The sequence below is a fragment of the Pseudomonas sp. NFACC43 genome, from assembly GCF_900119645.1.
In the GTDB taxonomy this organism is placed as follows: Bacteria; Pseudomonadota; Gammaproteobacteria; order Pseudomonadales; family Pseudomonadaceae; genus Aquipseudomonas.
In genome coordinates, this window is sequence record NZ_FPKK01000009.1 from 104036 (window position 1) to 128168 (window position 24133).

General features: G+C 62.1%; 23 protein-coding genes. 12 read left to right on the forward strand and 11 right to left on the reverse strand.

Annotated features, from left to right (window positions below):
* Positions 1-14: 14 nt before the first annotated feature.
* Both BT179_RS16945 and BT179_RS16950 read right to left on the reverse strand, forming a co-directional pair.
* A complete protein-coding gene (locus tag BT179_RS16945; protein ID WP_072397870.1) occupies positions 15-320 on the reverse strand; it encodes a DMT family transporter in 306 nt (101 codons plus the stop codon).
* Positions 320-958: an FMN-dependent NADH-azoreductase gene (locus tag BT179_RS16950; RefSeq protein WP_072431708.1), complete on the reverse strand. Its 639-nt coding sequence runs from the start codon at positions 956-958 to the stop codon at positions 320-322. Before BT179_RS16950 ends, BT179_RS16945 begins: the two co-directional genes overlap by 1 nt.
* A gap of 96 nt (positions 959-1054) precedes the next feature.
* On the opposite strand from BT179_RS16950, the gene BT179_RS16955 reads away from it, so the two are divergent.
* A complete protein-coding gene (locus BT179_RS16955) occupies positions 1055-2017 on the forward strand; it encodes a LysR substrate-binding domain-containing protein (protein WP_177305125.1) in 963 nt (320 codons plus the stop codon).
* A 144-nt stretch (positions 2018-2161) separates the two neighbouring features.
* Positions 2162-2692: a ferritin-like domain-containing protein gene (locus BT179_RS16960; RefSeq protein WP_072397873.1), complete on the forward strand. Its 531-nt coding sequence runs from the start codon at positions 2162-2164 to the stop codon at positions 2690-2692.
* Between the two features lie 100 nt (positions 2693-2792).
* On the opposite strand, the gene BT179_RS16965 is transcribed toward BT179_RS16960, so the two are convergent.
* Positions 2793-4868 carry an AsmA family protein gene (locus tag BT179_RS16965; RefSeq protein WP_072431707.1) on the reverse strand — a complete coding sequence of 692 codons (2076 nt, stop codon included), beginning with the start codon at positions 4866-4868 and terminating at the stop codon, positions 2793-2795.
* A gap of 359 nt (positions 4869-5227) precedes the next feature.
* On the opposite strand from BT179_RS16965, the gene BT179_RS16970 reads away from it, so the two are divergent.
* The 7 genes from BT179_RS16970 to BT179_RS17000 all read left to right on the forward strand — a co-directional run bounded on the left by BT179_RS16970 (position 5228) and on the right by BT179_RS17000 (position 10412).
* Positions 5228-5737: a hypothetical protein gene (locus BT179_RS16970; RefSeq protein ID WP_072449260.1), complete on the forward strand. Its 510-nt coding sequence runs from the start codon at positions 5228-5230 to the stop codon at positions 5735-5737.
* Between the two features lie 154 nt (positions 5738-5891).
* The gene (locus tag BT179_RS16975; RefSeq protein WP_072397875.1) at positions 5892-6524 is read left to right on the forward strand and encodes a TetR family transcriptional regulator; all 633 of its coding nucleotides are present in this window, start codon (positions 5892-5894) and stop codon (positions 6522-6524) included.
* A 209-nt stretch (positions 6525-6733) separates the two neighbouring features.
* Positions 6734-7234, forward strand: a complete 501-nt coding sequence (ureE, locus tag BT179_RS16980; protein ID WP_072397876.1) for an urease accessory protein UreE — start codon at positions 6734-6736, stop codon at positions 7232-7234.
* Entirely contained in the window at positions 7231-7905 is a 675-nt protein-coding gene (locus tag BT179_RS16985; protein WP_072431705.1) for an urease accessory protein UreF, read from the forward strand. The genes ureE and BT179_RS16985 overlap by 4 nt, the downstream gene beginning before the upstream one ends.
* Before the next feature lie 9 nt (positions 7906-7914).
* Positions 7915-8529, forward strand: a complete 615-nt coding sequence (gene ureG, locus BT179_RS16990) for an urease accessory protein UreG (protein WP_072397878.1) — start codon at positions 7915-7917, stop codon at positions 8527-8529.
* A gap of 46 nt (positions 8530-8575) precedes the next feature.
* Positions 8576-9148: a HupE/UreJ family protein gene (locus tag BT179_RS16995; protein ID WP_072431704.1), complete on the forward strand. Its 573-nt coding sequence runs from the start codon at positions 8576-8578 to the stop codon at positions 9146-9148.
* Between the two features lie 130 nt (positions 9149-9278).
* Positions 9279-10412, forward strand: a complete 1134-nt coding sequence (locus tag BT179_RS17000; RefSeq protein ID WP_072431703.1) for an AGE family epimerase/isomerase — start codon at positions 9279-9281, stop codon at positions 10410-10412.
* Between the two features lie 285 nt (positions 10413-10697).
* Here the strand turns inward: BT179_RS17000 and BT179_RS17005 are convergent, their stop codons facing one another.
* The 8 genes from BT179_RS17005 to BT179_RS17045 all read right to left on the reverse strand — a co-directional run bounded on the left by BT179_RS17005 (position 10698) and on the right by BT179_RS17045 (position 20674).
* Complete coding sequence (locus BT179_RS17005) at positions 10698-11462, reverse strand: SDR family oxidoreductase (RefSeq protein WP_072397881.1); 765 nt, start codon at positions 11460-11462, stop codon at positions 10698-10700.
* Between the two features lie 826 nt (positions 11463-12288).
* A complete protein-coding gene (locus BT179_RS17015) occupies positions 12289-13005 on the reverse strand; it encodes an ABC transporter ATP-binding protein (RefSeq protein ID WP_072397882.1) in 717 nt (238 codons plus the stop codon).
* Positions 13002-13874 (reverse strand): ATP-binding cassette domain-containing protein, encoded by an 873-nt coding sequence (locus BT179_RS17020; protein WP_072431702.1) that lies wholly within the window; start codon positions 13872-13874, stop codon positions 13002-13004. The genes BT179_RS17015 and BT179_RS17020 overlap by 4 nt, the downstream gene beginning before the upstream one ends.
* Positions 13871-15151, reverse strand: coding sequence for a high-affinity branched-chain amino acid ABC transporter permease LivM (gene livM, locus BT179_RS17025; RefSeq protein WP_072397884.1), 1281 nt, complete (start codon positions 15149-15151; stop codon positions 13871-13873). The genes BT179_RS17020 and livM overlap by 4 nt, the downstream gene beginning before the upstream one ends.
* Positions 15152-15153: 2 nt before the next feature.
* Entirely contained in the window at positions 15154-16068 is a 915-nt protein-coding gene (locus tag BT179_RS17030) for an ABC transporter permease subunit (protein WP_072397885.1), read from the reverse strand.
* A 161-nt stretch (positions 16069-16229) separates the two neighbouring features.
* Entirely contained in the window at positions 16230-17366 is a 1137-nt protein-coding gene (locus BT179_RS17035; protein ID WP_072397886.1) for an ABC transporter substrate-binding protein, read from the reverse strand.
* A gap of 364 nt (positions 17367-17730) precedes the next feature.
* Entirely contained in the window at positions 17731-19014 is a 1284-nt protein-coding gene (locus BT179_RS17040) for an L-pipecolate oxidase (RefSeq protein ID WP_072397887.1), read from the reverse strand.
* Between the two features lie 169 nt (positions 19015-19183).
* Positions 19184-20674, reverse strand: a complete 1491-nt coding sequence (locus BT179_RS17045) for an L-piperidine-6-carboxylate dehydrogenase (protein WP_072431701.1) — start codon at positions 20672-20674, stop codon at positions 19184-19186.
* A 175-nt stretch (positions 20675-20849) separates the two neighbouring features.
* Here BT179_RS17045 and BT179_RS17050 point away from each other — a divergent pair, with 175 nt between their 5' ends.
* The 3 genes from BT179_RS17050 (at position 20850) to nadE (ending at position 24053) form a co-directional block, all read left to right on the forward strand.
* On the forward strand, positions 20850-21758 hold the full coding sequence (locus tag BT179_RS17050) for a LysR family transcriptional regulator (protein WP_072397889.1): 909 nt from the start codon (positions 20850-20852) through the stop codon (positions 21756-21758).
* Between the two features lie 236 nt (positions 21759-21994).
* Positions 21995-23221 carry a nicotinate phosphoribosyltransferase gene (pncB, locus tag BT179_RS17055; protein WP_072431700.1) on the forward strand — a complete coding sequence of 409 codons (1227 nt, stop codon included), beginning with the start codon at positions 21995-21997 and terminating at the stop codon, positions 23219-23221.
* A 4-nt stretch (positions 23222-23225) separates the two neighbouring features.
* The gene (gene nadE, locus BT179_RS17060; protein WP_072397891.1) at positions 23226-24053 is read left to right on the forward strand and encodes an ammonia-dependent NAD(+) synthetase; all 828 of its coding nucleotides are present in this window, start codon (positions 23226-23228) and stop codon (positions 24051-24053) included.
* Positions 24054-24133: the final 80 nt, after the last annotated feature.

Consider the following 24133-nt stretch of genomic DNA (forward strand, 5'->3'; position numbering starts at 1 on the left):
CTATGACACACCCGTCACTTCAGCCCGCTCACCCCCGCCACGATCAGCCCCACCGAGACCAGCTTGACCAGCGTCAGGCTTTCCCCCAGCAGCACGAATCCCAGCAATACGGTGCCCAGCGAGCCGATAGCCGTCCAGATCGGATACGCCACGCTCACCGGCAGTTCGCGCATTGACAGTGTCAGGAACCAGATTCCGCCGACCGCGGCCACCACCGTAATCAGCGAGGGCCATGGACGGGTGAAGCCTTCGGCGTATTTCATGCCCATGGCGAACGTGACCTCGAAGCCGGCCGCCACCAGCAGATAGACCCAGGCCATCAGAAGGTCCGCGCCAACGCCAGCAGGCGCTGCTCGGCCTCAGCGCAGGACTGGGCAAAGCTGCGCTCGGCCGATTCTTCGCCTTCGGCGGCAACCACGGTCACATCGGTGATGCCGATAAACCCCAGGACCGTGCGCAACAGGGTGTCGGCATGGTTCATCGCCTCCAGCTGTCCGCCGGGACCGAAGCCGAAGTCGCCACGGCTGGTCACGATCAGGGCTTTCTTGCCCAGCACCAGCGGCTCGTAATGCGAGACACCGTTGTCCAGGCTGTGGTTGAAGGTCAGGCCGATCCGCACGATTTGATCGATCCACGCCTTCACCCCGCCCGGCACGCTGAAGTTGTGCATGGGCGCGGAAATCACCAGCCGGTCGTGGGCCCGCAGCTCCGCGACCAGAGTGTCGCTCAATGCCAGGTCCGCCTGAATGGTCAGCGGCCGTGCCTGGGGCTCGGGATAGAAGGCGGCGGCAATGAAGGCTTCGTTGACCGGTGGTATCAAGGTGCGCCCCACTTCACGACGAGTCGTCAGGGCGTCGGGATGGACGGCCTGCCAGGCCGACAGAAAGGTTTCGGCCAGACGCCGGGAATGGGAACGTTCACCACGCGGACTGCCATGCACCACAAGAACACTGCTCATCTGAAGCTCCTTTGATTCATCTACAATGAAAACTGCCTGGGGCCTCAAAATGCGGTCTTTCAAAGCCCCCATGCAAATGAGCGCTTATCAACCCGGATGAATAAATCTCATCCATCCAGCCAATCTGGAGTCTCGATGTTCGCCAACCTGCCCCTCAACGCCCTGCGCGCCTTCGAATCCGCCGCGCGGTTGCTCAGCTTCAAGGCCGCTGCCGAGGAGCTGGCCGTGACGCCCACGGCGATTTCCCATCAGGTCCGCGCCCTGGAAACCTGGCTCGGCGTGCAATTGTTCGAACGCTTGCCACGCCAGGTGCGACTGACCGACGGCGGCCAACGCCTGTTCCACAGCCTGCACGGCGCCCTGCTGGACGTGGCGCAAAGTGTCGATACCTTGCGCCCGCAACGCAGCGGCACCCACCTGACACTTTCCACCACCGCCGCGTTCGCCGCACTCTGGCTGGTGCCGCGACTGGGGCGCTTCTATGCGCGGCATCCGGACATCAAGGTGCGCCTGGACACCCATTGCGAAGTGATCGACCTGCATCAGGACGCCAGCGTCGACCTGGTGGTGCGCTACAGCCTCGATGACTACCCGAACCTGTACGGCTTGTGTCTGTTCGACGAGCGCTTCGGCGTGTATGGCTCGCCCGGGCAAGTAGCCCTCGCGGCCGAGCAGACGCCAACGTTGATCAGCGTGCGCTGGCACAACTCCAAGCTGTACGCCCATGGCTGGGATGCCTGGTGCGCCCAGGCCGGGGAAAACTGGCTCACCCGGCAGCCCTGCATACGCGAATACGACGAGGAGCACTACGCCTTGCAAGCGGCGATCGCCGGGCAAGGCCTGGTGCTGGCAAGCAACATCCTGGTGTCCGAAAGCGTCGCCAGCGGCCTGCTGGTGGGCTACCGCCCGCAGGTCCAGGTCGATGGCGCCGGTTACAGCGCCCTGTGCGTACCGGGTCGCGAACGCCATCCACCGGTGCGTGCGTTCTTCAAATGGCTGGAGGAGGAGGTACGCCTGTCCGGCTCGCAGCACTTGCCGGTCGCTCGGACAGTTTCATAAAACTTTTCCTTTCGCTCATGACTCCCACCATAGGCGTTGTACGAAAAGTCGCCGAGCGGCGACAGGCATCGTTCGTACAACGCCCAGAAATGATCACGCCGACAGAGCGCGACATACAACCGGATCAGCCTCCAGGAGAACGAGATGAGCGACATGCACTTGACCGATGTAACCACCCTGCGCGAGCGGGCGCGCCAAAACGTGCAGAACGGCGCAGTGACCGAGGGCTACAACGCCGATCGACAGGAAGTCGTGCGCCTGCTCAACGAAGCGCTGGCCACCGAGCTGGTGTGCGTGCTGCGCTACAAGCGCCACTACTTCATGGCCACCGGCCTCAAGGCCAGCGTGGCCGCCAGCGAGTTCCTCGAGCACGCGAACCAGGAAGCCGAACACGCCGACAAACTGGCCGAACGCATCGTCCAGCTGGGTGGCGAGCCGGAGTTCAACCCTGACCTGCTGACCCGCAATTCCCACGCCCAGTACGTCGCGGGCAATACGCTCAAGGAAATGGTCTATGAAGACCTAGTGGCCGAGCGCATCGCCATCGACAGCTACCGGGAAATCATCCAGTACATCGGTGAGAAAGACCCGACCACCCGGCGTATTTTCGAGGACATCCTGGCCCAGGAAGAAGAACACGCCGATGACATGGCCGATATTCTGGCCGATCTGTAATCCCGCTGACGTGGACAGGCTCGCTCCCCCGGGCACCGGCCAGATGAAGGGGCGAGCCTGCTCGCGATCCGGGCCCTGAGCCGGCCCATGAGCCCGGCGTTCAACGGGTAGGCTTGACCGTGACCGGTGCCTTGCCGGCCTTCATCTGCTCCAGCAACGGTGCGCACTGGTTAGGTTCGCCGCCGCTGGGCGCCACCAGCGCCAGCAACCCGGCCGCTGGCGCGGCGATCACTCCCAGCGCCACCATGCCGGCTCCGCGCAGCATCAGCGGCACGGCCTTGACGCCCGCCGACGGCTTGGCGAATGGGCCCCGGACATAGAGTGGCGAGCGCAGGGAAATCAGCCGCCAGCCCTTGGACTCCGGCGTGACGGTCAGGTCCAGTTGTTCGGTGGCCATGTTCGCCGTGCCATCGACGTAGATGATCGCGTTTTCGGTGTCGAAGACAAACAGGCGGGTGGTCGCCAGGCCGCTCTTGATGTCGAAATCCGCCGCCGCGCAGTTGATCTTCACCTCCTTGTCGCCAAAGATTTTCCCCACCACGTAGTTGCCGACGTTCAATCCCGCCAACTCCATCAATTCGCGACTGATGGCACCGTCGTTGATGAGCATTTTCAACGTGCCATTGGACGTGCCCAGCAAGGCAGCCACCGAGTTTCCTCGCCCGGCGATATCGGCATCGCCGTTCAGCTCGCCGAAACTGGTTTTCATCGGCTCGAACCCTGGAAACAGTTGCTTGAGCTTGAAACCGCGAGCCGTGAGCCGAGCCCTTCCCTCCAAAGGCTGGGTATGGCCGTTGAGGCGGATCTGCGCGTCGAGCCGACCACCCGCTACCCCGAACCGCAGGGGCTCGAGGCTCAACTGGCCATCGGTGAGCACCAGGTGGGTATAAAGATCGTTGAAGGGCAACTGCTCACTGTGGACGATGCGTTTACCGGTGAACTCCACGTCGGCATCCATTGCGCTCCAACGCTCGGTACGGAACTCCTCCACGGGCAAGACCTTGTCCGAAGGTTGTTTGCTGGCCGCGCCGCGGGCCTTCTGTTCGGTGTTGGAGTCTGCGCCGATCAGGGGGGCCAGGTCGCTGAACAGCAGCTGATCGGACACCAGCGCGCCACTGAGCTTGGGGCGCGGCTCACCGGCAGCATAGGCCAGGTCGCCATGGATATCACTGTCGCCGATCCTGCCGTTGAACGCCTCATAGCGAAACAACGCACCAGCCGGCTCATGGAGCTTGGCAACCAGGTGACCGTCGGTGGCATAAGGCGGCGAATCGGGCAGCGTTACCCCCGTCAGCGGGTAAAGATGGGCCAGGTTGCTGCCGGCCAGTTTCAGGCGCAGGTCCAGGGCACCCAGGTTCTTCGGGTCGGTGAGGGTCCCGGCCAGCTCGATGCGGGTCTCGGCGATCTTCGCCTGGGCCTGCAATGGGAAGGGCTGTGTCGCATCCTGCAGAGCCAGCAGGCCGCCGACCTTGCCGGAACCGCTGAGGCCCTGGCCGTGATATTGCCCGTCGACCTTGAAGGCGAATGCGTAGTCCTGGGGCAGTGCCCCCTGGTCACGGGCTTTGCTGGCGGTCTTTTCACCGACGATATCGCTGAACGGGACAGGCTTGCCCAGCAGCTCGATCACCAGGTCGAGACGGGTTTTCAATGTCTGGTCGTCCAGGGTGACATGCCCCTTGTCGAAGCCGATGGCCCCAATGTCCACCGTCCAGCTCGACGGCTCGGCGTCCGGGTCTTTCGGATCGAACTGGAACGCCCAGTTCGCACGGCCGTCCGCCAGGCGTTGCAGATTGGCGTTGGGACCGGTCAGGTCGATACGGGGGATCGCCACGCGCCGGGCCAGCAAGGCCAAGGGCGAGATGCGCAGCTCCACGCGCTCGAGCGTGGCCATCTGCGGGCTTTTCGACCAGTCGGGATTGCCCAGGGTCAGGTCCTCGGCCACCACATGAGGCCACGGCACCCACCCTCGCCAGCCACCCTCCTGTTGCTCGCGTTGCCAGAGCACGGCCAGGTTGCCGTTGATGGCGAACGGGCGATGCAACTCTTCGGAAACCTTGGCATTGAGTGCCGGCTTGATCCGGTTCCAGTCGAAAAAGGCTATGACCAGCACCAGCGCCGCCAGCAGCACAACGAGGCTGGCAAAGCTCCAGGCAAGGATTTTTGAAGTGCGCGTCATGCACAAGGCTCCTGATGAAAGACCGGCGCCCGGACCGCGACGCCTGAAAGTCGAACCTGTCGTCGGTTCGTTGATAGTGAGACTGGCGAAACACCCAACAGGTTTAACGCCCAAGGGCGAAAACCTGACCGATCCGCCAGGCATCTGTTACCGCCCCCGCACATTTGCGTGGCACCAGTGAGTACAAAATACCCACCACGGTGCAAAAGCGCACCTCGGAAACCCGCGATCTAGAGCCTCCCGCCCGAACAATCAATTCCGTTGATTATTACCATTGCGTTTATGAACTTTTATATCGACTTATCGAGAGTAGCATTGCCTCCGTACCCACTTTATCGCCCTCCCAAGGAGCAACGATCATGAAACGCCAATTACTGATGAGCCTTTCCCTTTCACTGCTGGCTTCCACTGCTTTTGCACTGCCAGCCTCCGAGCAAGCCACCCCACAGGTCAAGGACAGTCATTCTGTCTACAGCCAGACGGTAGCTGAAGGTGGATCCGACCGCACCCCACTGGGCGAATCCCTGGCCGAAGGTGGTTCCGACCGCACCCCACTGGGCGAATCCCTGGCCGAAGGTGGTTCCGACCGCACCCCACTGGGCGAGTCCCTGGCCGAAGGTGGTTCCGACCGCACCCCACTGGGCGAGTCCCTGGCCGAAGGTGGTTCCGACCGTACCCCACTGGGCGAGTCCCTGGCCGAAGGTGGTTCCGACCGTACCCCGCTGGGCGAATCCCTGGCCGAAGGCGGTCGTGACCGGCTGGAAGAGAAAGGCCTGGTCGAAGGTGGCTCTGATCGCACCCCACAAGGCCAGCTTTTCGCAGCAGACGGTGGCGACCGCGTCATCGATCGTCGTGACCAAGTGAGCTGAGCCCATGGTGGCCCGGAAAAAAGCCCGATTCCTTCAATCGGGCTTTTGACTTTCAAGACCCCGTGTTTCCCGCCCCTTTCCTTCTACCGTTCGACGCCGGCAAAGCCGATTTGCTAGAGTGCATCGCTCCCCAGAATCAGAAGCCAGCCCTGCGATGCTGCCCCGTGCCGAACAGAAACAACAGACTCGAAATGCCCTGATGGACGCAGCCCGTCATCTGATGGAGTGTGGCCGTGGGTTCGGCAGCCTGAGCCTGAGGGAAGTCGCCAGGACAGCGGGCATCGTGCCCACCGGCTTCTACCGGCACTTCGATGACATGGACCAACTGGGCCTGGCGCTGGTCAGCGAGGTTGGCCAGACCTTTCGCGAAACCATCCGTCTGGTGCGCCATAACGAGTTCGTCATGGGCGGCATCATCGATGCCTCGGTGCGGATTTTTCTCGATGTCGTGCAAGCCAACCGTTCACAGTTCCTGTTCCTTGCCCGCGAGCAGTACGGCGGCTCCCTGCCCGTACGCCAGGCCATCGCACAACTGCGCGAAGGTATCAGCTCGGACCTGGCCGCCGACCTCGCGCTCATGCCCAAGCTCCAGCATCTGGACCTTGCCGGGCTGAGCGTGATGGCCGATCTCATCGTCAAGAGCGTGTTCGCCACCCTCCCCGATATCATCGACCCTCCCGCCGAAGCCCTGCCTGACCATCTCACCCCCCAGGTGAAGATCACCCAGCAATTGCGCTTCATTTTCATCGGCCTCAAGCACTGGCGCGGACTGGGCAGCACGGAGTGACTGCCGACGGACGCTCTTGAGCGTTCCCTTTGCGGGCACACCCCACTTCACAAAATGGTGCACCCGCCAGTATCGCGCACCAAATCAATGCGCCCACCTTCATTCACTGAAGCGCCATCCGCCCATTCCCATTGCTTTTTCCTACACCGGCATCCCTTGGCAAGCCCCTTGCTCTAAACACCGCACCGTTCATTGCTGGAAGCACTCCGATGCTGGTGATTCATCGCAGAATCGACATTCAATCCTGCTGGGATGCAGAGCTGCACCTGACTTTCGACGCCCGCAGCAAAAGCCGCCTGCGCTGTTTCAGTGCCGAGGGTGAAGATGTGGGGTTGTTTTTGGAGCGGGGCCAGCCACCGCTGTACGACGGCGAATGCCTGCAGGCCGAGGACGGTCGTGTCGTGCGGGTGTGCGCTCGCCCCGAACAGTTGCTGCATGTCACCTGCACCAACGCCTTCGAATTGACCCGGGCGGCTTATCACCTGGGCAACCGTCATGTCGCCCTGCAAGTGGGGGATGGCTGGCTGCGCCTGCTGGACGACTACGTGCTCAAGGCGATGCTCGAACAACTGGGTGCCCGCGCCGAATCCATCGAAGCGCCGTTCCAGCCCGAACATGGCGCCTACGGCGGCGGCCATCATCATTCGCGACACGGCGACGAGGATTTCAATTACGCGCCGCGCCTGCATCAGTTCGGCGTGCGTCCATGAATCCGGCCTGGGCGCTGCTGCGTCTGGCCAGCCCGCAATTGCCGATCGGCGGCTACAGCTATTCCCAGGGCCTGGAAATGGCAGTGGACAACGGCTGGATCAAGCATCCCGATGATGCGCGTCGCTGGATCGGCGATCAATTGCTGCTGAACCTGGCACGCTTCGAGGCCCCCTTGCTACTGGCACACTGCACAGCCGCCGCGGCCGACGATTGGGATGTCCTGCGGCAACACTGTGAAACCCATCGCGCCAGCCGGGAAACCCGCGAGCTGCACCAGGAAAGCCGGCAGATGGGGTATTCGCTGCAACAACTGCTGGGCGGCCTGCCGGAACTCGACGTCGCGGCCCAGGGTTTCTTCGAACAATGCACCGAGCCACACCTGGCACTGGCCTGGGCCCTGGCGGCCCGCGCCTGGCACATCACCCCCCAGGATGCCCTCGCCGCCTGGCTATGGAGCTGGCTGGAAAACCAGCTGGCGGTGCTGATGAAAACCCTGCCCCTGGGCCAGCAAGCGGCCCAGCGCCTGACCAGCGAACTGCTGCCGCTGTTGCAACAGGCCCAGCACAACGCATCGAACATCGACCCCGAGCACTACGGCAGCGCCGCGTTTGGCCTGTCCCTGGCGTGCATGGCCCATGAGCGCCAGTACAGCCGTCTGTTCCGTTCCTAGGAGACCCACATGAATACACAACCTTTGCGCGTCGGTATCGGCGGCCCGGTCGGTTCCGGCAAAACCGCGCTGACCCTGGCCCTGTGCCTGGCCCTGCGCGAACGCTACAACCTGGCAGTGGTCACCAACGATATCTACACCCGCGAAGATGCCGATTTCCTGGTGCGCAACCAGGCCCTGGCGCCGGAGCGAATCATTGGCGTGGAGACCGGCGGTTGCCCCCATACCGCCATCCGCGAGGATGCGTCGATCAACCTGGAAGCGGTGGACCAGCTGAACCGACGCTTCCCCGGGCTGGACCTGATCCTGGTGGAGTCCGGCGGCGACAACCTCTCGGCCACCTTCAGCCCGGAGCTGTCGGACCTGACCCTCTATGTGATCGACGTATCGGCTGGCGACAAACTGCCGCGCAAGGGCGGGCCGGGCATCTGCAAATCCGATTTGCTGGTGATCAACAAGATCGACCTGGCACCGCTGGTGGGGGCATCCCTGGAAATGATGGACAGCGACACCCGGCGGATGCGCAACGGCAAGCCCTTCGTCTTCAGCAACCAGAAAACCGGCCAGGGCCTGGACGAAATCATCGCCTTCATCGAGCGCCAGGGCCTGCTGACAGCCGCCTGACAGCCGGAACTCCCGCCTTTTCCACAATCAACAAGGAAGCTTATCCATGACACTCAAACGCCTCTTTGGCGCCCTGGCCCTGCTGCTGACTCCGGCCCTGGCATTCGCCCACCCCGGCCACGGCGACAATGGCCTGACCGCCGGCCTCGGCCATCCCATCGGCGGGCTCGACCATTTGCTGGCGATGCTGGCGGTCGGTTTGTGGGCTGCGCAACAACAAGGCGCCGCGCGCTGGGCATTGCCATGCACCTTCGTCGGTACGATGCTGCTTGGCGGCCTGCTGGGCTTTGAAGGCCTGGACCTGCCGGCGCTGGAAAGCGGCATCGCCGCCTCGGTGCTCGCCCTGGGCCTGGCCGTGGCACTGGCGGTGCGTCCGCCGCTGGGCCTGGCGGTCGGTGCAACCGCCCTGTTTGCGCTGTTCCATGGCATCGCCCATGGCTTGGAATTGCCGGACATGTCGACCCCGTGGGCTTATGCGACAGGCTTTGTCGCAGCCACGGCGGCGCTGCATGGCGCAGGTTTCGCGCTGGTGCGGGTGTTGCCTCGGGCAGCGGCGCCGTTGATTCGATTGGCCGGGGCAGCTTCGGCGGCGACTGGGGTTTGGTTGCTGGCGGGCTGATTCTTTAGCGCCTGCCAGGCCGTCATCGCGCGCTTGCTCGCGATGACGGACTTGCAGGCGCCATCTCTCTGGAGTCGGTCACTCTGCTACCATGTCGCGCAATCGCCCCCAGCCGTGACGACCTCCACCGATGCCTGATGCTTCCCGCCCCGCTCCCCAGCCTGAATTGATCGCCCTGTTCGCAACAGTGCGTCAGCATTTTCACGACGTGATCGTGCCGATGTGGCAAGGCCCGGGTTGGAACGCCGATCTGGCACTGCCCTATGAAGCCCTGGATGCCGGACATGCGCCGCTGCCACCCCAGCGCTACCGCGCCATGGCCTGTGCGCGACAGTTGTATGTGTTCTCCAGTCTGATGGGCGAGGTGCCAGGCGCCGCAGAACGTGCCTCTGCACTGTTTCGCTCGTTGCAGCGGCACTTCCACGATGCCGAACACGGCGGCTGGTTCTACAGCATCGACCCGCAAGGCGCGCCGCTGGATTCAACCAAGGACCTCTACACCCACGCCTTCATCCTTTTCGCCTGTGCCCATTACTGGGCCAAGGTTGGCGAGCCGCTGGTGGAGTCGGTACTCAACGCCGCCCTGCAAGTCATCGCCCAGCGCTTCGCCAGCCACGACGGGCTCTATGAGGCCAGCCTCGGGCGCGACTGGTCCGAGCTCGGAACAGGCCCCCTGCAGAACCCCCTGATGCATCTGGCCGAAGCGTTCCTCGCCGTGCTTTCTGTGCGTGACGACGCCACTGTCCGACAGGCATTGCTGGCGTTGTGTGATGGGATGTCCGAGCGTTTCATTGACCCGCAGCAGCGCGTCATGATGGAGAAGCCCCTCGGGGCTGTGGATAACTGGTACGAGCCGGGCCACCAGTTCGAATGGTATTACCTGCTGGCCTCGTCGCCCTTGTTGCGTGGCGGCACGTTGCACACGGCCCTGGAGCACAGCTTCGATCAGAGCGAACGACAGGGCGTGGACATGAAATCCGGGGCGGTGTGCGCCATGCTCGACCCGCAACCGCAAGCGACGCCACGGGACGCGACCCAACGCATCTGGGCCCAGGCCGAATACCTGCGGGCACTCACGTTACGCCCGGGGAACCAGGGGGCTTTGCTGCGTCAGTTGCAGGCGTTGCAGCAACATTTCCTGCATAACAGAGGCTGGAACGAATGCCTGGATGCCGACGGCGTCGTCAGCCGTCGGGACATGCCCTCCACCACGCCGTATCACCTGCTGACCTGCTATCGCGGACTTGCCGAGTACCTGGCATAGCGCCTCTGTGGCGAGGGATCTAGCGAAACGTCGCACCGCTCGCAGGGCTGCGCAGCAGCCCTGAAAAAGATAGATCGCAGGCTCAGGTCTTAGGCTCTGCACGAAATTGCTTTAAACGCAGGTTGGGCAAGGCAAAAACCGGCGAGGAAGCGGAGTTGACTGGCTGTCAATGAGCATTCCGAGCCGGTTTTTAACGCCGCATAACCAAGTTCCAAACAATTTCGTACATAGCCTAGGGGAACTACGCTCAGCTACGGGGATACCCCCTCGCCACAGAATCTCCCGCTACGCCTTGTTTCGCTCGATGGCGAATCCGGCCCAGGTCTGGCTCACCGGCATCAGCTCCAGGCTGTTGATGTTGATGTGCGCCGGGACATTGAGCACCCAGAAGATGGTTTGCGCGATGTCCTGTGGCTGGATCGGCTCGGCGCCGGCGTAAGTCGCGTTGTAACGCTCCTGATCGCCACCGAAGCGCACCAGGGAAAACTCGCTTTCACACAGGCCTGGCTCGATATTACTCACTCGCACACCGGTGCCTTGCAGATCGCAGCGCAGGTTCAGCGAGAACTGTTTGACGAACGCCTTGCTCGCGCCATACACGTGACTGCCCGGGTATGGATAGTTACCGGCGATGGAGCCCAGGTTGATGATCCCCGCGCCACGACCGTGGGCGATCAGGCGCGGCAACAGCAGGCGAGTGCTGTAGATCAGGCCCTTCACATTGGTATCGACCATCGTGTCCCAATCATCGAGGTCGCACTTGGGCGCCGGGTCGACGCCCAGGGCCAGGCCGGCGTTGTTGATCAGCCCTCGCAGGGTGGCGAAGGACGGGGGAAGATTGGCGATGGCTTCCTCCATGGCCTTGCGGTCACGCACATCCAGCACCAGGCCATGCACTTCGGTCTGCTTCGACAATTCGGCACACAGGGCATTGAGGCGCTCTTCACGACGACCGGTCAGCACCAGTTTCCAGCCGGCCTCGGCGAAACGACGGGCACAGGCTTCACCAAAACCGGACGTGGCGCCGGTGATAAACAGGGTGTTGGACATCGTGTTCTCCTTGCTAAGGCCAATGGATGAAATGGGTCCATAGGATGCCCGGCCTGATGAGGAGCGGCAACTGAACGCCGCTCATGTTCTTCCTCGGCGCACTGCTCAAAAAACAACCAATCGGCTACAAGCCTTGCAGGACAAGCGATGCAGCAGATTGCCCGCACCTTATCCACAGGCACGTCCACAGTAATCGGGGGCAAGTACAAACGCTGCAGGCCGCTGTGCATAAGGCTTTGCGGGACATCTGGAAAATTTTTTCCCTTGACCCTGCGACGCAGGTTGTGCACATCAGGTTATCTGCTATGAGCAGGCACAAGGCTAGGCGATGGCTCGAAGCCAGTAACGACGGCCCTCAGCGCAGTCTTTCCAGTGTTTAATCACAGAGTTATCCACAGGCTTGCCCACCGATTTTCCGAACGCTTTGCGAGGCTACAAAAGTGTTGACAATAGCCAATGACTCTAAGCAAAAAATCCCTGATCAAAAAACAATCACACGTCTGCAAGCCACGTAAACAAAGGCTTTCAGACAGCTACTCCCACGTTACCCACAGCCAGTTCCACAGCAAACGGGGACAAGTCAAAACCGTGACAAAACAACTGTTTGCGGCGACTTTATGTCGCGGTTTGGCAAGCCTTCAGGATTGTTGTCCACAATTCCCGCCATGGCCCAAAACCCCGTGGGAGCGAGCTTGCTCGCGATAGCGGTCTACCTGTCATTTCTGTATTGAATGTGCCGCCGTCATCGCGAGCAAGGATGGGTGCATTGTGAAGGGATAAAAAAACCGGCGATCACTCGCCGGTTCCTGTTACAGCAACAGCAGCCTCAATGCCCGCCCAGGTAGGCGTTGCGCACTTCCTCGTTGGCGAGCAATTCCTTGCCGGTGCCGGTCATGCGGATTTCGCCGTTGACCATGACATAGGCCCGATCCGACAGCCTCAGCGCGTGGTTGGCGTTCTGCTCCACCAGGAAGATGGTCATGCCGGTGGACGCCAGTTCACGCAGGGTGGCGAAGATCTGCTTCACCACGATCGGCGCCAACCCCAGGCTCGGCTCATCGAGCAGCAGCAACTTCGGTCGGCTCATCAACGCCCGGGCAATGGCGAGCATTTGCTGCTCGCCACCAGACATGGTCATGGCCCGCTGGTTGCGCCGCTCCTTGAGCCGGGGAAACAGCTCGAACATGCGCTGCATGTCTTCACTGGCGAACTTGTCACCGATGGGAATGGTGCCCATCAGCAGGTTTTCCTCGACGGTCATGTCGGGGAACACCCGCCGCCCTTCCGGCGACTGGGCGATGCCGTTGGAGGCGATGTAGTGGGACGACTTGTGCGTGATGTCCACGCCCCGGTAAACGATCTGCCCACTCGCCGCCCGCGGCTGGCCGAAGATCGACATCAGCAGTGTGGACTTGCCGGCGCCGTTGGAGCCGATCAGGCTCACGGTCTCGCCTTCGCCAATGTGCAGCGAGACTTTCTTCAGGGCCTGGATCGGTCCGTAGAAAACGTCCAGCTCCTTGAGCTCGAGGATAGGTCCACTCATACCAGCTCCTCTTCATCGGCACCCAGGTAGGCCGCGATCACTTTCGGATCGTTGCGGATCGCCTCGGGGCCGCCCTCGGCGATGACGTTGCCGTGGTCCAGCACCACGATGTGGTCGGAAATGCTCATTACCATGCCCATGTCGTGTTCGATCAGCACCACGGTCAGATCGTGCTCGTCGCGCAGCAGCCGGATCATCGCGCTCAGCGCTTCGGTTTCCTGAGGGTTGAGGCCGGCGGCCGGTTCGTCCAGGCAGATGATCTTCGGACGGGTACACATGGCCCGGGCGATTTCCAGACGCCGTTGCTGGCCGTAGGAAAGCTCGCCGGCCAGGCGGTTGGCGCAATCCACCAGGTCCACCACTTCCAGCCAGTAGAACGCGTGATCCAGGGCATCGCTTTCCGCCTTGCGGTAGCCCTTGGTATTGAGAACACCAGCCACCAGGCTGCGGTTGACCCACATGTGCTGGGCCACCAACAGGTTTTCCAGCACCGACATTTCCTTGAACAGGCGAATGTTCTGGAAAGTACGGGCCAGGCCGGCACGGTTCACCAGGTGGGTGCCGCCGAACATCTTGTAATACAGCCGGCTGGCGAAGGCTTTCGGCGACACGAAATCGGTAGGACGGAACGGTTCGCCCAGCAGCTTGATGACGTTGGTATGTTCGCCGCGCACATTGAGTTCGATCTTGCCGCCAGAAGCCTTGTAGAAACCGGTCAGGCAGTTGAACACCGTGGTCTTGCCCGCACCGTTGGGGCCGATCAGGGCGAAGATCGAGTTACGCTTGACTTGCAGGCTGACGTCGCTGAGGGCCTTGATCCCACCGAACTGCATCATCAGGTTTTCAACCTGGAGTACGACTTCACTCATGGCGCTACTCCTTTACGCGGCGTCACACCGGTACGACTGATGCGAATCAGGCCACGAGGCCGCCAGATCATCATCAACACCATCAGCACTCCGAACAGCAGCACGCGGTATTCGGAGAAGCTGCGCAGCAGCTCCGGTGCCACAGTGAGCACGAACGCGGCGATCACCACGCCGACGGTCGAGCCCATGCCCCCCAGGACCACGATCGCCAGGATCAGCGCCGACTCGAAGAAGGTGAACGAAGATGGGTTGACGAAGCCCTGGTAGCTGGCGAAGAACACCCCGGCCAGGCCGGCCGTGGAAGCGCCAATGGTGAACGCCGAGAGCTTGACCAGCACGTGGTTCAACCCCATGGAACGACAGGCGATCTCGTCCTCGCGCAGCGCTTCCCAGGCCCGGCCGACCGGCATGCGGGTCAGGCGATGCTTGATGTAGAGCACCAGCAGCACGGTGATGAACAGCACGATGTAGATGAACAGGAATTTCAGGTTGGGGTTGTAGTCGATGCCGAAGAACTCATGGAAGGGCACCCCTCCCTCCTTCGCCCTGCGGCCGAACTCCAGGCCGAGGAAGGTCGGCGACGGGACCGGCATGCCGTTCGGGCCGCCGGTGAAGGACAGCCAGTTGTTCAGCACCAGACGGATGATCTCGCCGAAGCCCAGGGTCACGATGGCCAGGTAGTCACCGTGCATTCGCAACACCGGGAACCCCAATATGCATCCGGCCAACGCCGCCGCGATGGCCGCCAGCGGCAGCACCGTCCAGAAACCCAGCCCCAGGTACTGATAGCCCAGCGCCAGGCCATAGGCGCCGATGGCGTAGAACGCCACGTAGCCCAGGTCGAGCAAGCCGGCCAGGCCGACCACGATGTTCAGTCCCAGTCCCAGCAAGACGTAGATCAACCCGAGGATGACCACGGTAAGCACGTATTTGTTGGCGAAGAACGGGAACACGATGGCGATCACGATCAGCGCGGGGATGATCCAGCGCAGGCGTGACTTGTAGTCCGGCGGCAGCACATGCACGCCGGAACCCGTGGTCTCGAAACCCTGGAGGATCTTCAGCCCCCGGGGGGTCTGCAGGAACAGGCTCAGGGCGAAACGCCCGGCCATCACCACGGCCACCAGCCAGCCGACGCGGGCCGGCTGCAAGTTGAAGCTGTAGCCATCGAGCACCACGCCGACAATCGGCCCGAACACGATCAGCGAGATCAGGCCGGCCAGGATCGCGTCGATGACGCTCTGTTTGATATCAAGCGGTTTATTGGCAGCAGACATACTTATACCTTCGCCACGAGTGGGCGACCCAACAGGCCTTGGGGACGGAAAATCAGAATCAGCACCAGCAGCGAGAAACTGAACACGTCTTTGTAGTCGGAGTTGATCAGACCGGAGAACAGCGACTCGGAGATCCCGAGGATGATGCCGCCGAGCATGGCCCCAGGCAGGGAGCCGATGCCGCCGAGTACCGCCGCAGTGAACGCCTTGATGCCGATGATGAAGCCGGCATAGAAGTCGAACGTGCCGTAGTTCATGGTGATCAGCACGCCGGCCAGGGCCGCCATGGCTGCACCGATGATGAACACGTAGGAAATCACCCGGTCGGTATTGATCCCCAGGATGGAGGCCATCTTGCGGTCTTGCTGGGTGGCGCGGCACATGCGGCCGAGCTTGGTGTACTTGATGATGTAGGTCAGCAAGGCCATCCCGGCGAAAGCCGCCACCAGGATGAAGATCTTGGTGTAGGTGAGCTGGACGAAGCCGGTGCCGATATCCACGCGCATGGCGCCTTCGAGCAGTGTTGGCACGCCCTGTTGGCGGGCGCCCTGGCTGATCTGTGCATAGTTCTGCAGGATCAGCGAAATACCGATGGCACTGATCAACGGTGCCAGCCGGGTGGAGTTGCGCAGGGGTTTGTAGGCGACGCGTTCGATGACCCAGCCGTATACCCCGGTGACCACGATCGTGAACACGAGAGTGCCAAGGATCATTAGCGGGAAGGATTCGATACCGAAGTAAGCCAGCAGAGCCAGACTGATTGCCGCGAGGTAAGCGGAAATCATGTAAACCTCGCCGTGGGCGAAGTTGATCATGCCGATGATGCCATAGACCATTGTGTAGCCGATGGCGATCAGACCATAGACCGACCCGAGGGTCAGGCCGTTGATCAGTTGCTGCAGGAAAATACCATCCATAACGCAATCTCACGCAGTGAGAACCTGCACACCCTTGGGGCGTGCGGTTCTTCTAAGGAAAATACAGATTTACGTCGGAGCGATGTCAGGCGCGACCGGCGAGCGCCTTGGGAACCGGGACGAACCCGTTCCCAAGGAAGCCTGGACGGCCGCTTGAGTCCTTACTTCTGTTTTTCCAACTGGTGATACTTGCCGTTCTTGTCCCACTGGTAGACCACGTAGTCGGAGACTTTCAGGTCGCCCTTGCTGTCCCACTCCTTCTTGCCCATCACGGTCTGGACCGGATTGGCCTTGAGCCACTTGGACGCATCTTCGCCCTTGTTGGACTTGGCACCGTTGAAGCCGGCAGCCAGGGTCTGGACCGAAGCATAGGCGTACAGGGTGTAGCCCTCAGGTTCCGTGCCCTTGGCACGGAACGCATCCACCACGGCCTTGCTGTCCGGCAGCAGGCGCGGGTCGGCACCGAAGGTCATGTAGACGCCGTCGACGTATTGCGCGCCGCCAGCGGTGGTGACCAGTTCGTCGGTCACGATGCCGTCGTCGGACATGAATTTCACGTCCTTGAGGCCTTGTTCGCGCAGTTGGCGAACCAGTGGACCGGCTTCCGGGTGCAGGCCGCCGAAGTAGACCACGTCGGCACCGGCCGAGCGGATCTTGGTAACCACGGCGCTGAAATCTTTTTCGCCGCGGGTCAGGCCTTCGTACAGCACCGGGGTCACGCCACGCTTGGCCAGCTGGGCCTTGGTGGCATCCGCCAGGCCTTGGCCATAGGTGTCCTTGTCGTGCAGGACAACGACTTTCTTGCCCTTGAGCACGTCGACGATGTAGTCACCGGCCACGATACCCTGCTGGTCGTCACGACCGCACATGCGGAACATCGCGCTCAGGCCCCGCTCGGTGACCTGCGGGTTGGTGGAACCCGGGGTGATGGCGATGACGCCGGCTTCATCGTAGACCTCGGAGGCCGGGATGGTGGACGAAGAGCAGAAGTGACCGACCACGCCGGCGACTTTCTCCTGGTCTACCAGGCGGTTGGCCACGGCCACGGCCTGCTTCGGTTCGCACGCATCGTCACCGGCCACCAGCACGATCTTCTCGCCGTTCACGCCGCCCTTGGCGTTGATCTCGTCCGCCGCTGCCTGAGCCCCTTTCATGTATTGCTCGCCAAATGCGGCGTTGGCGCCAGTCATGGGACCCGCTACGCCGATCTTGATGTCGGCCTGAGCAAACGCAGAAACACCCATCGCAGTAGCGACTGCGAGGGCCAGAAAGCCTTTCTTGTAAAACGTCTGGGACATGAGGTGGTGCTCCAAGGTTTTTTTAGTTGGCACTGCGACTTCACATAGAAGCTCTGAGCAAGGGCCGTGCCATCGGTTTTTTATTCTTCAAAAAGTCGCTGCTTTATTGTTATTTCGACTGTTTCGGGCCCTTTTTCACAGGGCGTGCAACCGTCTAAACCGCACAAGGTGCAACCTTCGATTCAAATGAGTACAACCCTCCCTGAGCCATCATTGCAACCAGTGCGCGAAACGACGTGCAACCTGCCTGTAACAACCTGCGTCACCGAACTGCACACTACCGGTGCGCGTTTGCTACAACCCGCACCATAACAGGCTAGACCCTGCGCCGGAAAACGCCGGTCTGTGCAACACTTTTCAACACTCAAATGACGATCCGCAGGCACTGGCCCGCGTGATACAGGGAGAATCCCGCCTCGTACAGGCAACTGCGCAAGCCTGCGCCAGTCACCGGCTGCATGGGTGCGAACGGAATCGGCAGTGCCTTCGCATCGCCGTGGCACAGGTAGTCGGCGAAGGCTTTGCCCACCACCGTACCGGTGGTCACGCCCCGACCGTTGTAACCGGTGACAGCCACGAGGCCGGGAGCCGGCTCGAACAGACGCATCAGGTGGTCAGGCGTGAAGGCTATGCAGCCGGTCCAGGTGCACTCCCACTCCACCGACTTGAGGTAAGGGAAATAATATTGCTGGACCCGGTCGGCCCAGGCCTTGAGAAACCAGGCAGGCTTGCGATTGCCATTACCCAGGCTGCCCAGCAGCAGGCGACCGTCCTTGTCCCGGCGAATACTGCTCAACACCTGGCGGGTATCCCAAGACCCCTGGCCGCCCGGCAATATGCGAGCAGCCGCCTCGTCAGCCAGTGGAACAGAAGCGACCTGGTAGTAATAACCGGGGAAGAAATTGCGCCGCAGCGCAGTCCAGTCGCCCTCGGTGTAGGCGTTGGAGGCGATCACCACCTGCTCGGCCAGGACGCAGCCCTGGGCGGTCTGCACCGACCAGCGCTGGCCCTGGCGTTCCAGGCGTGTCACCGGCGAATGGTCGAACAGCCGGCCGCCCAGGTCCGTGGCGGCCTTGGCCAATCCGCTGGTGTAGGCCATCGGATTGAGTGTGCCGGCGCGGCGGTCGAGCAGTGCCGCGGCGATCCTGGAAGTACCGGTGGCTTGCACACAGGCCTCGCCGGTAAGCAATTGCACCGGGGCGCCACGACGCTTCCATTGCGCCTCGCGACTACGCAGGTCAGCCTCGCCCCGGGCGTTATGGGCCATGTGCAAGGTGCCTTCACGGCGCAATTGGCAATCGATGCCATATTTGTCGACAAGACTGAACACCAGGGCCGGCGCCGCCCCCAGCATGCGGTTGAGCTGGCTGCCCACCGCTTCGCCGAACCCGGCTTCGATATCGTCCGGCGGGATCCACAGGCCGGCATTCACCAGCCCGACGTTGCGCCCCGAACCGCCCTGCCCGGCCCGGTGGGCTTCCAGCACCGCGACGCGCTTGCCCTGCTCCAGCAAATGCACCGCCGCCGACAACCCCGTGAAACCTGCACCGATGACACAGACGTCGGCGCTGATTTCGCCAGTGAGCGAGGGGTGCTCAGGTCTTTGCGGCGTCAGTTTTTCCCATAGACATTCTTCGCGTAACGGCATTGCCAGACTCCGGAAATGAAACCCAACCATCACACTATTCAGTGTGGGAGCGAGCTTGCTCGCGATAGCGATTCCCCAGTCATTCCCCTGTTGAATGTGCCGCCGTCATCGCCAGCAAGCTCGCTCCCACGAGGGACCTTCACGAATCGAAGATCCGGCCCAGGCGACCTCAGTCGAAAGTGATCCCCTGCGCCAGGGGCAACTCCAGCGAGTAGTTCACCGTATTGGTCTGGCGGCGCATATAGGCACGCCAGGCGTCGGAACCGGATTCGCGGCCACCGCCGGTCTCTTTCTCGCCGCCGAAGGCCCCGCCGATTTCCGCACCGCTCGGGCCGATGTTGACGTTGGCGATGCCGCAGTCGCTGCCCACGGCCGACATGAACTGCTCGGCTTCACGCACATCGGTGGTGAAAATGCAGGACGACAGGCCCTGGGGCACGGCATTGTTCAGGTGCAGTGCCTCGGCGAAGTCCTTGTAGCCGACCACGTACAGGATCGGCGCGAAGGTCTCGTGGCGAACCACATCGCTCTGTTCCGGCATCTCGACGATGGCCGGAGACACGTAGTAGGCATCCGGGAACTGGTCTTCGAGCTGGCGCTCGCCGCCAAACACCCGGCCTCCCTCGCTCAACGCCTGTTCCAGTGCATCCTGCATGTTGTCGAAGCTTTGCTTGTCGATCAGCGGCCCCACGAGGTTGCCTTCCAGCGGATGGCCGATGCGGACCTTCGAATAGGCGGCCTTGAGGCGGGTGACGATTTCCTCTTTCACCGATTCGTGGGCGATCAGCCGGCGCAGAGTCGTGCACCGCTGGCCGGCGGTGCCGACAGCGCTGAACAGGATCGCACGTACCGCCATGTCCAGGTCGGCGCTCGGGGCGAGGATCATGGCGTTGTTACCGCCCAGTTCCAGGATGCTGCGGGCGAAACGCGCCGCGACTTTTGGCGCCACTTCCCGGCCCATGCGGGTGCTGCCGGTGGCGCTGATCAGCGCCACGCGAGGATCGTCCACCAGTGCTTCACCGGCATCGCGGCCGCCGATGATCACCTGGCTCAGGTAGGGTGGCGCATCGCTGAAGTTCTTCAGCACGCGCTCGAACAGCGCCTGGCAAGCCAGGGCGGTGAGCGGGGTCTTTTCCGAAGGCTTCCAGATCACCGGGTTGCCGCAGACCAGCGCCAGCGTGGTGTTCCAGGCCCAGACGGCCACAGGAAAGTTGAAGGCGCTGATGACGCCGACCACGCCCAGTGGATGCCAGGTCTCGCGCATGTGGTGGCCCGGACGCTCGGAAGCGATGGTCAGGCCATACAACTGCCGGGACAGGCCGACGGCGAAGTCGCAGATGTCGATCATCTCCTGCACTTCGCCCAGGCCTTCCTGGGTGATCTTGCCGGCTTCCCAGGACACCAGTTCGCCGAGATCGGCCTTGTACTCACGCAACAGGTCGCCGAACTGACGCACCAGTTCGCCACGACGCGGGGCGGGCACCTGGCGCCACAGGTCGAAGGCATGCTGGGCGCGGCTGACCTGCTGCTCGACTTCGGCGGCGCCTTCCCAATTCACGGCGCCGATGCGACTGCCGTCGATGGGCGAATGCACCGCCTGCGTGCCGTTCTGGTACAGGGCCAGGGCGACGCCCAGACGATCGAGCAATGCAGCAACCATGATTAATTCCTCAAGCGAAAGACAAAGGATTGGCAGCCGGATTTCCGACTGAACAGACCTGTAGTTGTAGCTGGCCCGAGACTTGCCAACAAACGACCTTTAAGCGAGATATCATTCCGTTTATTCATGCTGCCCGTCACGGGACATACCGAGCGACAGGAAACAAGGCCTCATCATGCTCAACAAACGCTATTTGCCGTCGATCACGGCGCTGCAGTGCTTCGAAGCAGTGACTCGCCACCTGAGTTTCACCCGGGCCGCCGAAGAACTCCACCTGACCCAGAGCGCCGTCAGCAAACAGGTCGCGCAACTCGAGGAGTTGCTGCAGCACCTGCTGTTTCGCCGCGTGCGCCGCCGCCTGCAACTGACGCCGGCGGGCGACCTGTACCTGGGGGAGGTACGCAAGATCCTTTCCCAGGTGGAGATGTCCACCCATTACCTGCGCTCCTACGGCGGCGATACCGAGGTGCTCAGGGTCTCGGCCCCTCCGACCTTCGGCGCCCGCTGGCTGGTCCCACGGCTCAAGGGCTGGCGCCTGCGGCATCCGAAGATTCATCTGGACGTCTGCAGCGAACAGGAGGCCGATGACCTGCTGCAGGGGCGCAGCGACCTGGCATTCTATTTCGGCCAGGGCTCGCGGCCCGGTACCGAATCCCTGCGGCTGTTCGACGAGGAGCTGGTGCCGGTCTGCGCACCGTCCAGCCTTCCGGAGAAACCCTTCACCGACCCGACACAACTGGCGGACCTGGTCTTGCTGCAGAATGCCTCGCGGCCCCAGGCCTGGCACGACTGGTTCGACAGCCAGGGCTACCACACCGAACACAGCTACCACGGCCCGCGCTTCGAAACCTTCTATATGTGCATCCGCGCGGCCCAGGTTGGTTGCGGCGTAGCCCTGCTGCCGCGTTTCCTGGTGGAAGAAGAACTGGCCGACGGCAAGCTGGTCATCCCCTGGGAACATGCCATGCCCAGCACCAGCGCCTACTACCTGGCCTACCCCGAACACTCGGCGGAAGTGCCCAAGGTGAAGTATTTCGTGGAATGGATGCTGGAGCAGCTCGGCAATCCGGGTACGCCGCAATAGCCATTGGCTTGCCCCCGTGGCGAGGGGACTTATTCCCGCCGGACTGCGCAGCAGGCCCAATAATTGATGGGGCGCCAGGCGCCCAGCGGGGATAAATTCCCCTGCCACAGTAGAGAGACCTTTGCCACAGAAAAATCGGTGACCAAAAATCTCTGGCAATACCCACCCAGGTTATGCGCCACTAACCCACTCATCCCAAACCGCTGCCCGCCGCAGTGACCTGTCTGGAGAACCCTATGAGCGAGAGCGTATTTGCCGATCGCATCGTGCAGAACCTGCTCGACACCGACTTCTACAAACTGACGATGATGCAGGCGGTACTGCACAACTACCCCAACGTTGAAGTCGAATGGGAGTTCCGTTGCCGCAACAGTGAAGACCTGCGCCCGTATCTGGCGGAGATCCGCTTCCAGATCGAACGGCTGGCCGAGTTGAGCCTGAGCGCCGACCAGTTGAGTTTCCTGGAGCGCATCAGCTTCCTCAAGCCGGACTTCCTGCGTTTCCTCGGGCTGTTCCGCTTCAATCTGCGCTACGTGCACACCGGCATCGAAAATGGCGAGCTGTTCATCCGCCTGCGCGGGCCGTGGCTGCACGTGATCCTGTTCGAAGTACCGCTGCTGGCCATCGTCAGCGAAGTGCGCAACCGCTATCGCTACCGCGAAATCATCCTGGAACAGGCCCGGGAGCAGTTGTATCGCAAGTTCGACTGGCTGGCCGCCAACGCCAGCGCGGACGAACTGTGCGAACTGCAAGTGGCCGACTTCGGCACCCGTCGACGGTTTTCCTACCGCACCCAGGAAGAAGTGGTGAACGTGCTCAAGCATGATTTCCCCGGGCGCTTCGTCGGCACCAGCAACGTGCACCTGTCCCGGGAGCTGGACATGAAACCCCTGGGCACCATGGCCCACGAGTGGATCATGGCCCACCAGCAACTCGGCCCGCGACTGATCGACAGCCAGATCGCCGCCCTCGATTGCTGGGTCCGCGAATACCGGGGCCTGCTGGGAATCGCGCTGACGGACTGCATTACCATGGACGCGTTCCTGAACGACTTCGATCTGTTCTTCGCCAAGCTGTTCGATGGCCTGCGCCATGACTCGGGCGACCCGGTACTGTGGGCCGAGAAAGCCATCGCCCATTACCACAAGCTCGGTATCGACCCCATGAGCAAGACGCTGGTGTTCTCCGATAGCCTGACATTGCCCAAGTGCCTGGAGATTTTTCGCGCATTGCGTGGTCGCATCAATGTGAGCTTCGGAATTGGCACCAACCTGACCTGTGACATTCCAGGCGTGGAGCCCATGAGCATCGTGCTTAAAATGATCAGCTGTGACGGGCAACCCGTGGCCAAGATTTCAGACGAGCCCGGCAAGACCCACTGCAAGGATCCGAATTTCGTCGCCTACATGCGACACGTTTTCCAAGTACCTGCCGCCCTTTCTGACACATCAAGCAAGGAGTGAATTCATGCAAGCCGTACAGCGTGAGATTGCTGAACAGCTCAAGGTCCAGCCACCGTTCGCCGATGACGCCGCCCTCAAGGCAGAGATCGCCCGGCGAGTGAGCTTCATCCAGGACTGCCTGGTCAATTCCGGGCTCAAGAGCCTCGTACTGGGCATCAGCGGCGGGGTCGACTCGTTGACCGCCGGCTTGCTGGCCCAGCGTGCCGTGCGCGAACTGCGGGAAAAAACCGGTAACGCGGCCTACAAGTTCATTGCCGTGCGCCTGCCGTACGAAACCCAGTTCGATGAGCATGAAGCGCAGGCCTGCGTCGACTTCATCGAGCCTGACGAGCGCCACACCGTCAACATCGGCCCGGCGGTCAAGGCCCTGGCCAAGGAAATCCTGGCGTTCGAAGGCAAGGGGCCCGGCTCGCGGGACTTCGTGCTGGGCAATACCAAGGCGCGGATGCGCATGGTGGCGCAATACACCATCGCCGGCGCCGAGCAAGGCCTGGTGATCGGTACCGACCATGCGGCCGAAGCGGTCATGGGGTTCTTTACCAAGTTCGGTGACGGTGCCTGCGACCTGGCGCCGCTGAGCGGCCTGGTGAAGAACCAGGTCCGGGCGATTGCCCGTGACTTCGGCGCGCCGGAATCGCTGGTGGAAAAGGTCCCCACGGCCGACCTGGAAGACCTCTCCCCGGGCAAGCCCGACGAAGCGGCCCATGGCGTGACCTATGGCGAGATCGACGACTTCCTGCATGGCAAGACGATACGGGAAGAAGCGGCCAGGATCATCTGCGAGACCTATCGCAAGACCGAGCACAAGCGGGTATTGCCCTACGCCCCGTGACAGCCGGAAGCCTGATCTGGCGTCATCGCGAGCAGGCTCGCTCCTCGATTGCCAGGCATAAAAAAGCGCCCTGCATGGGC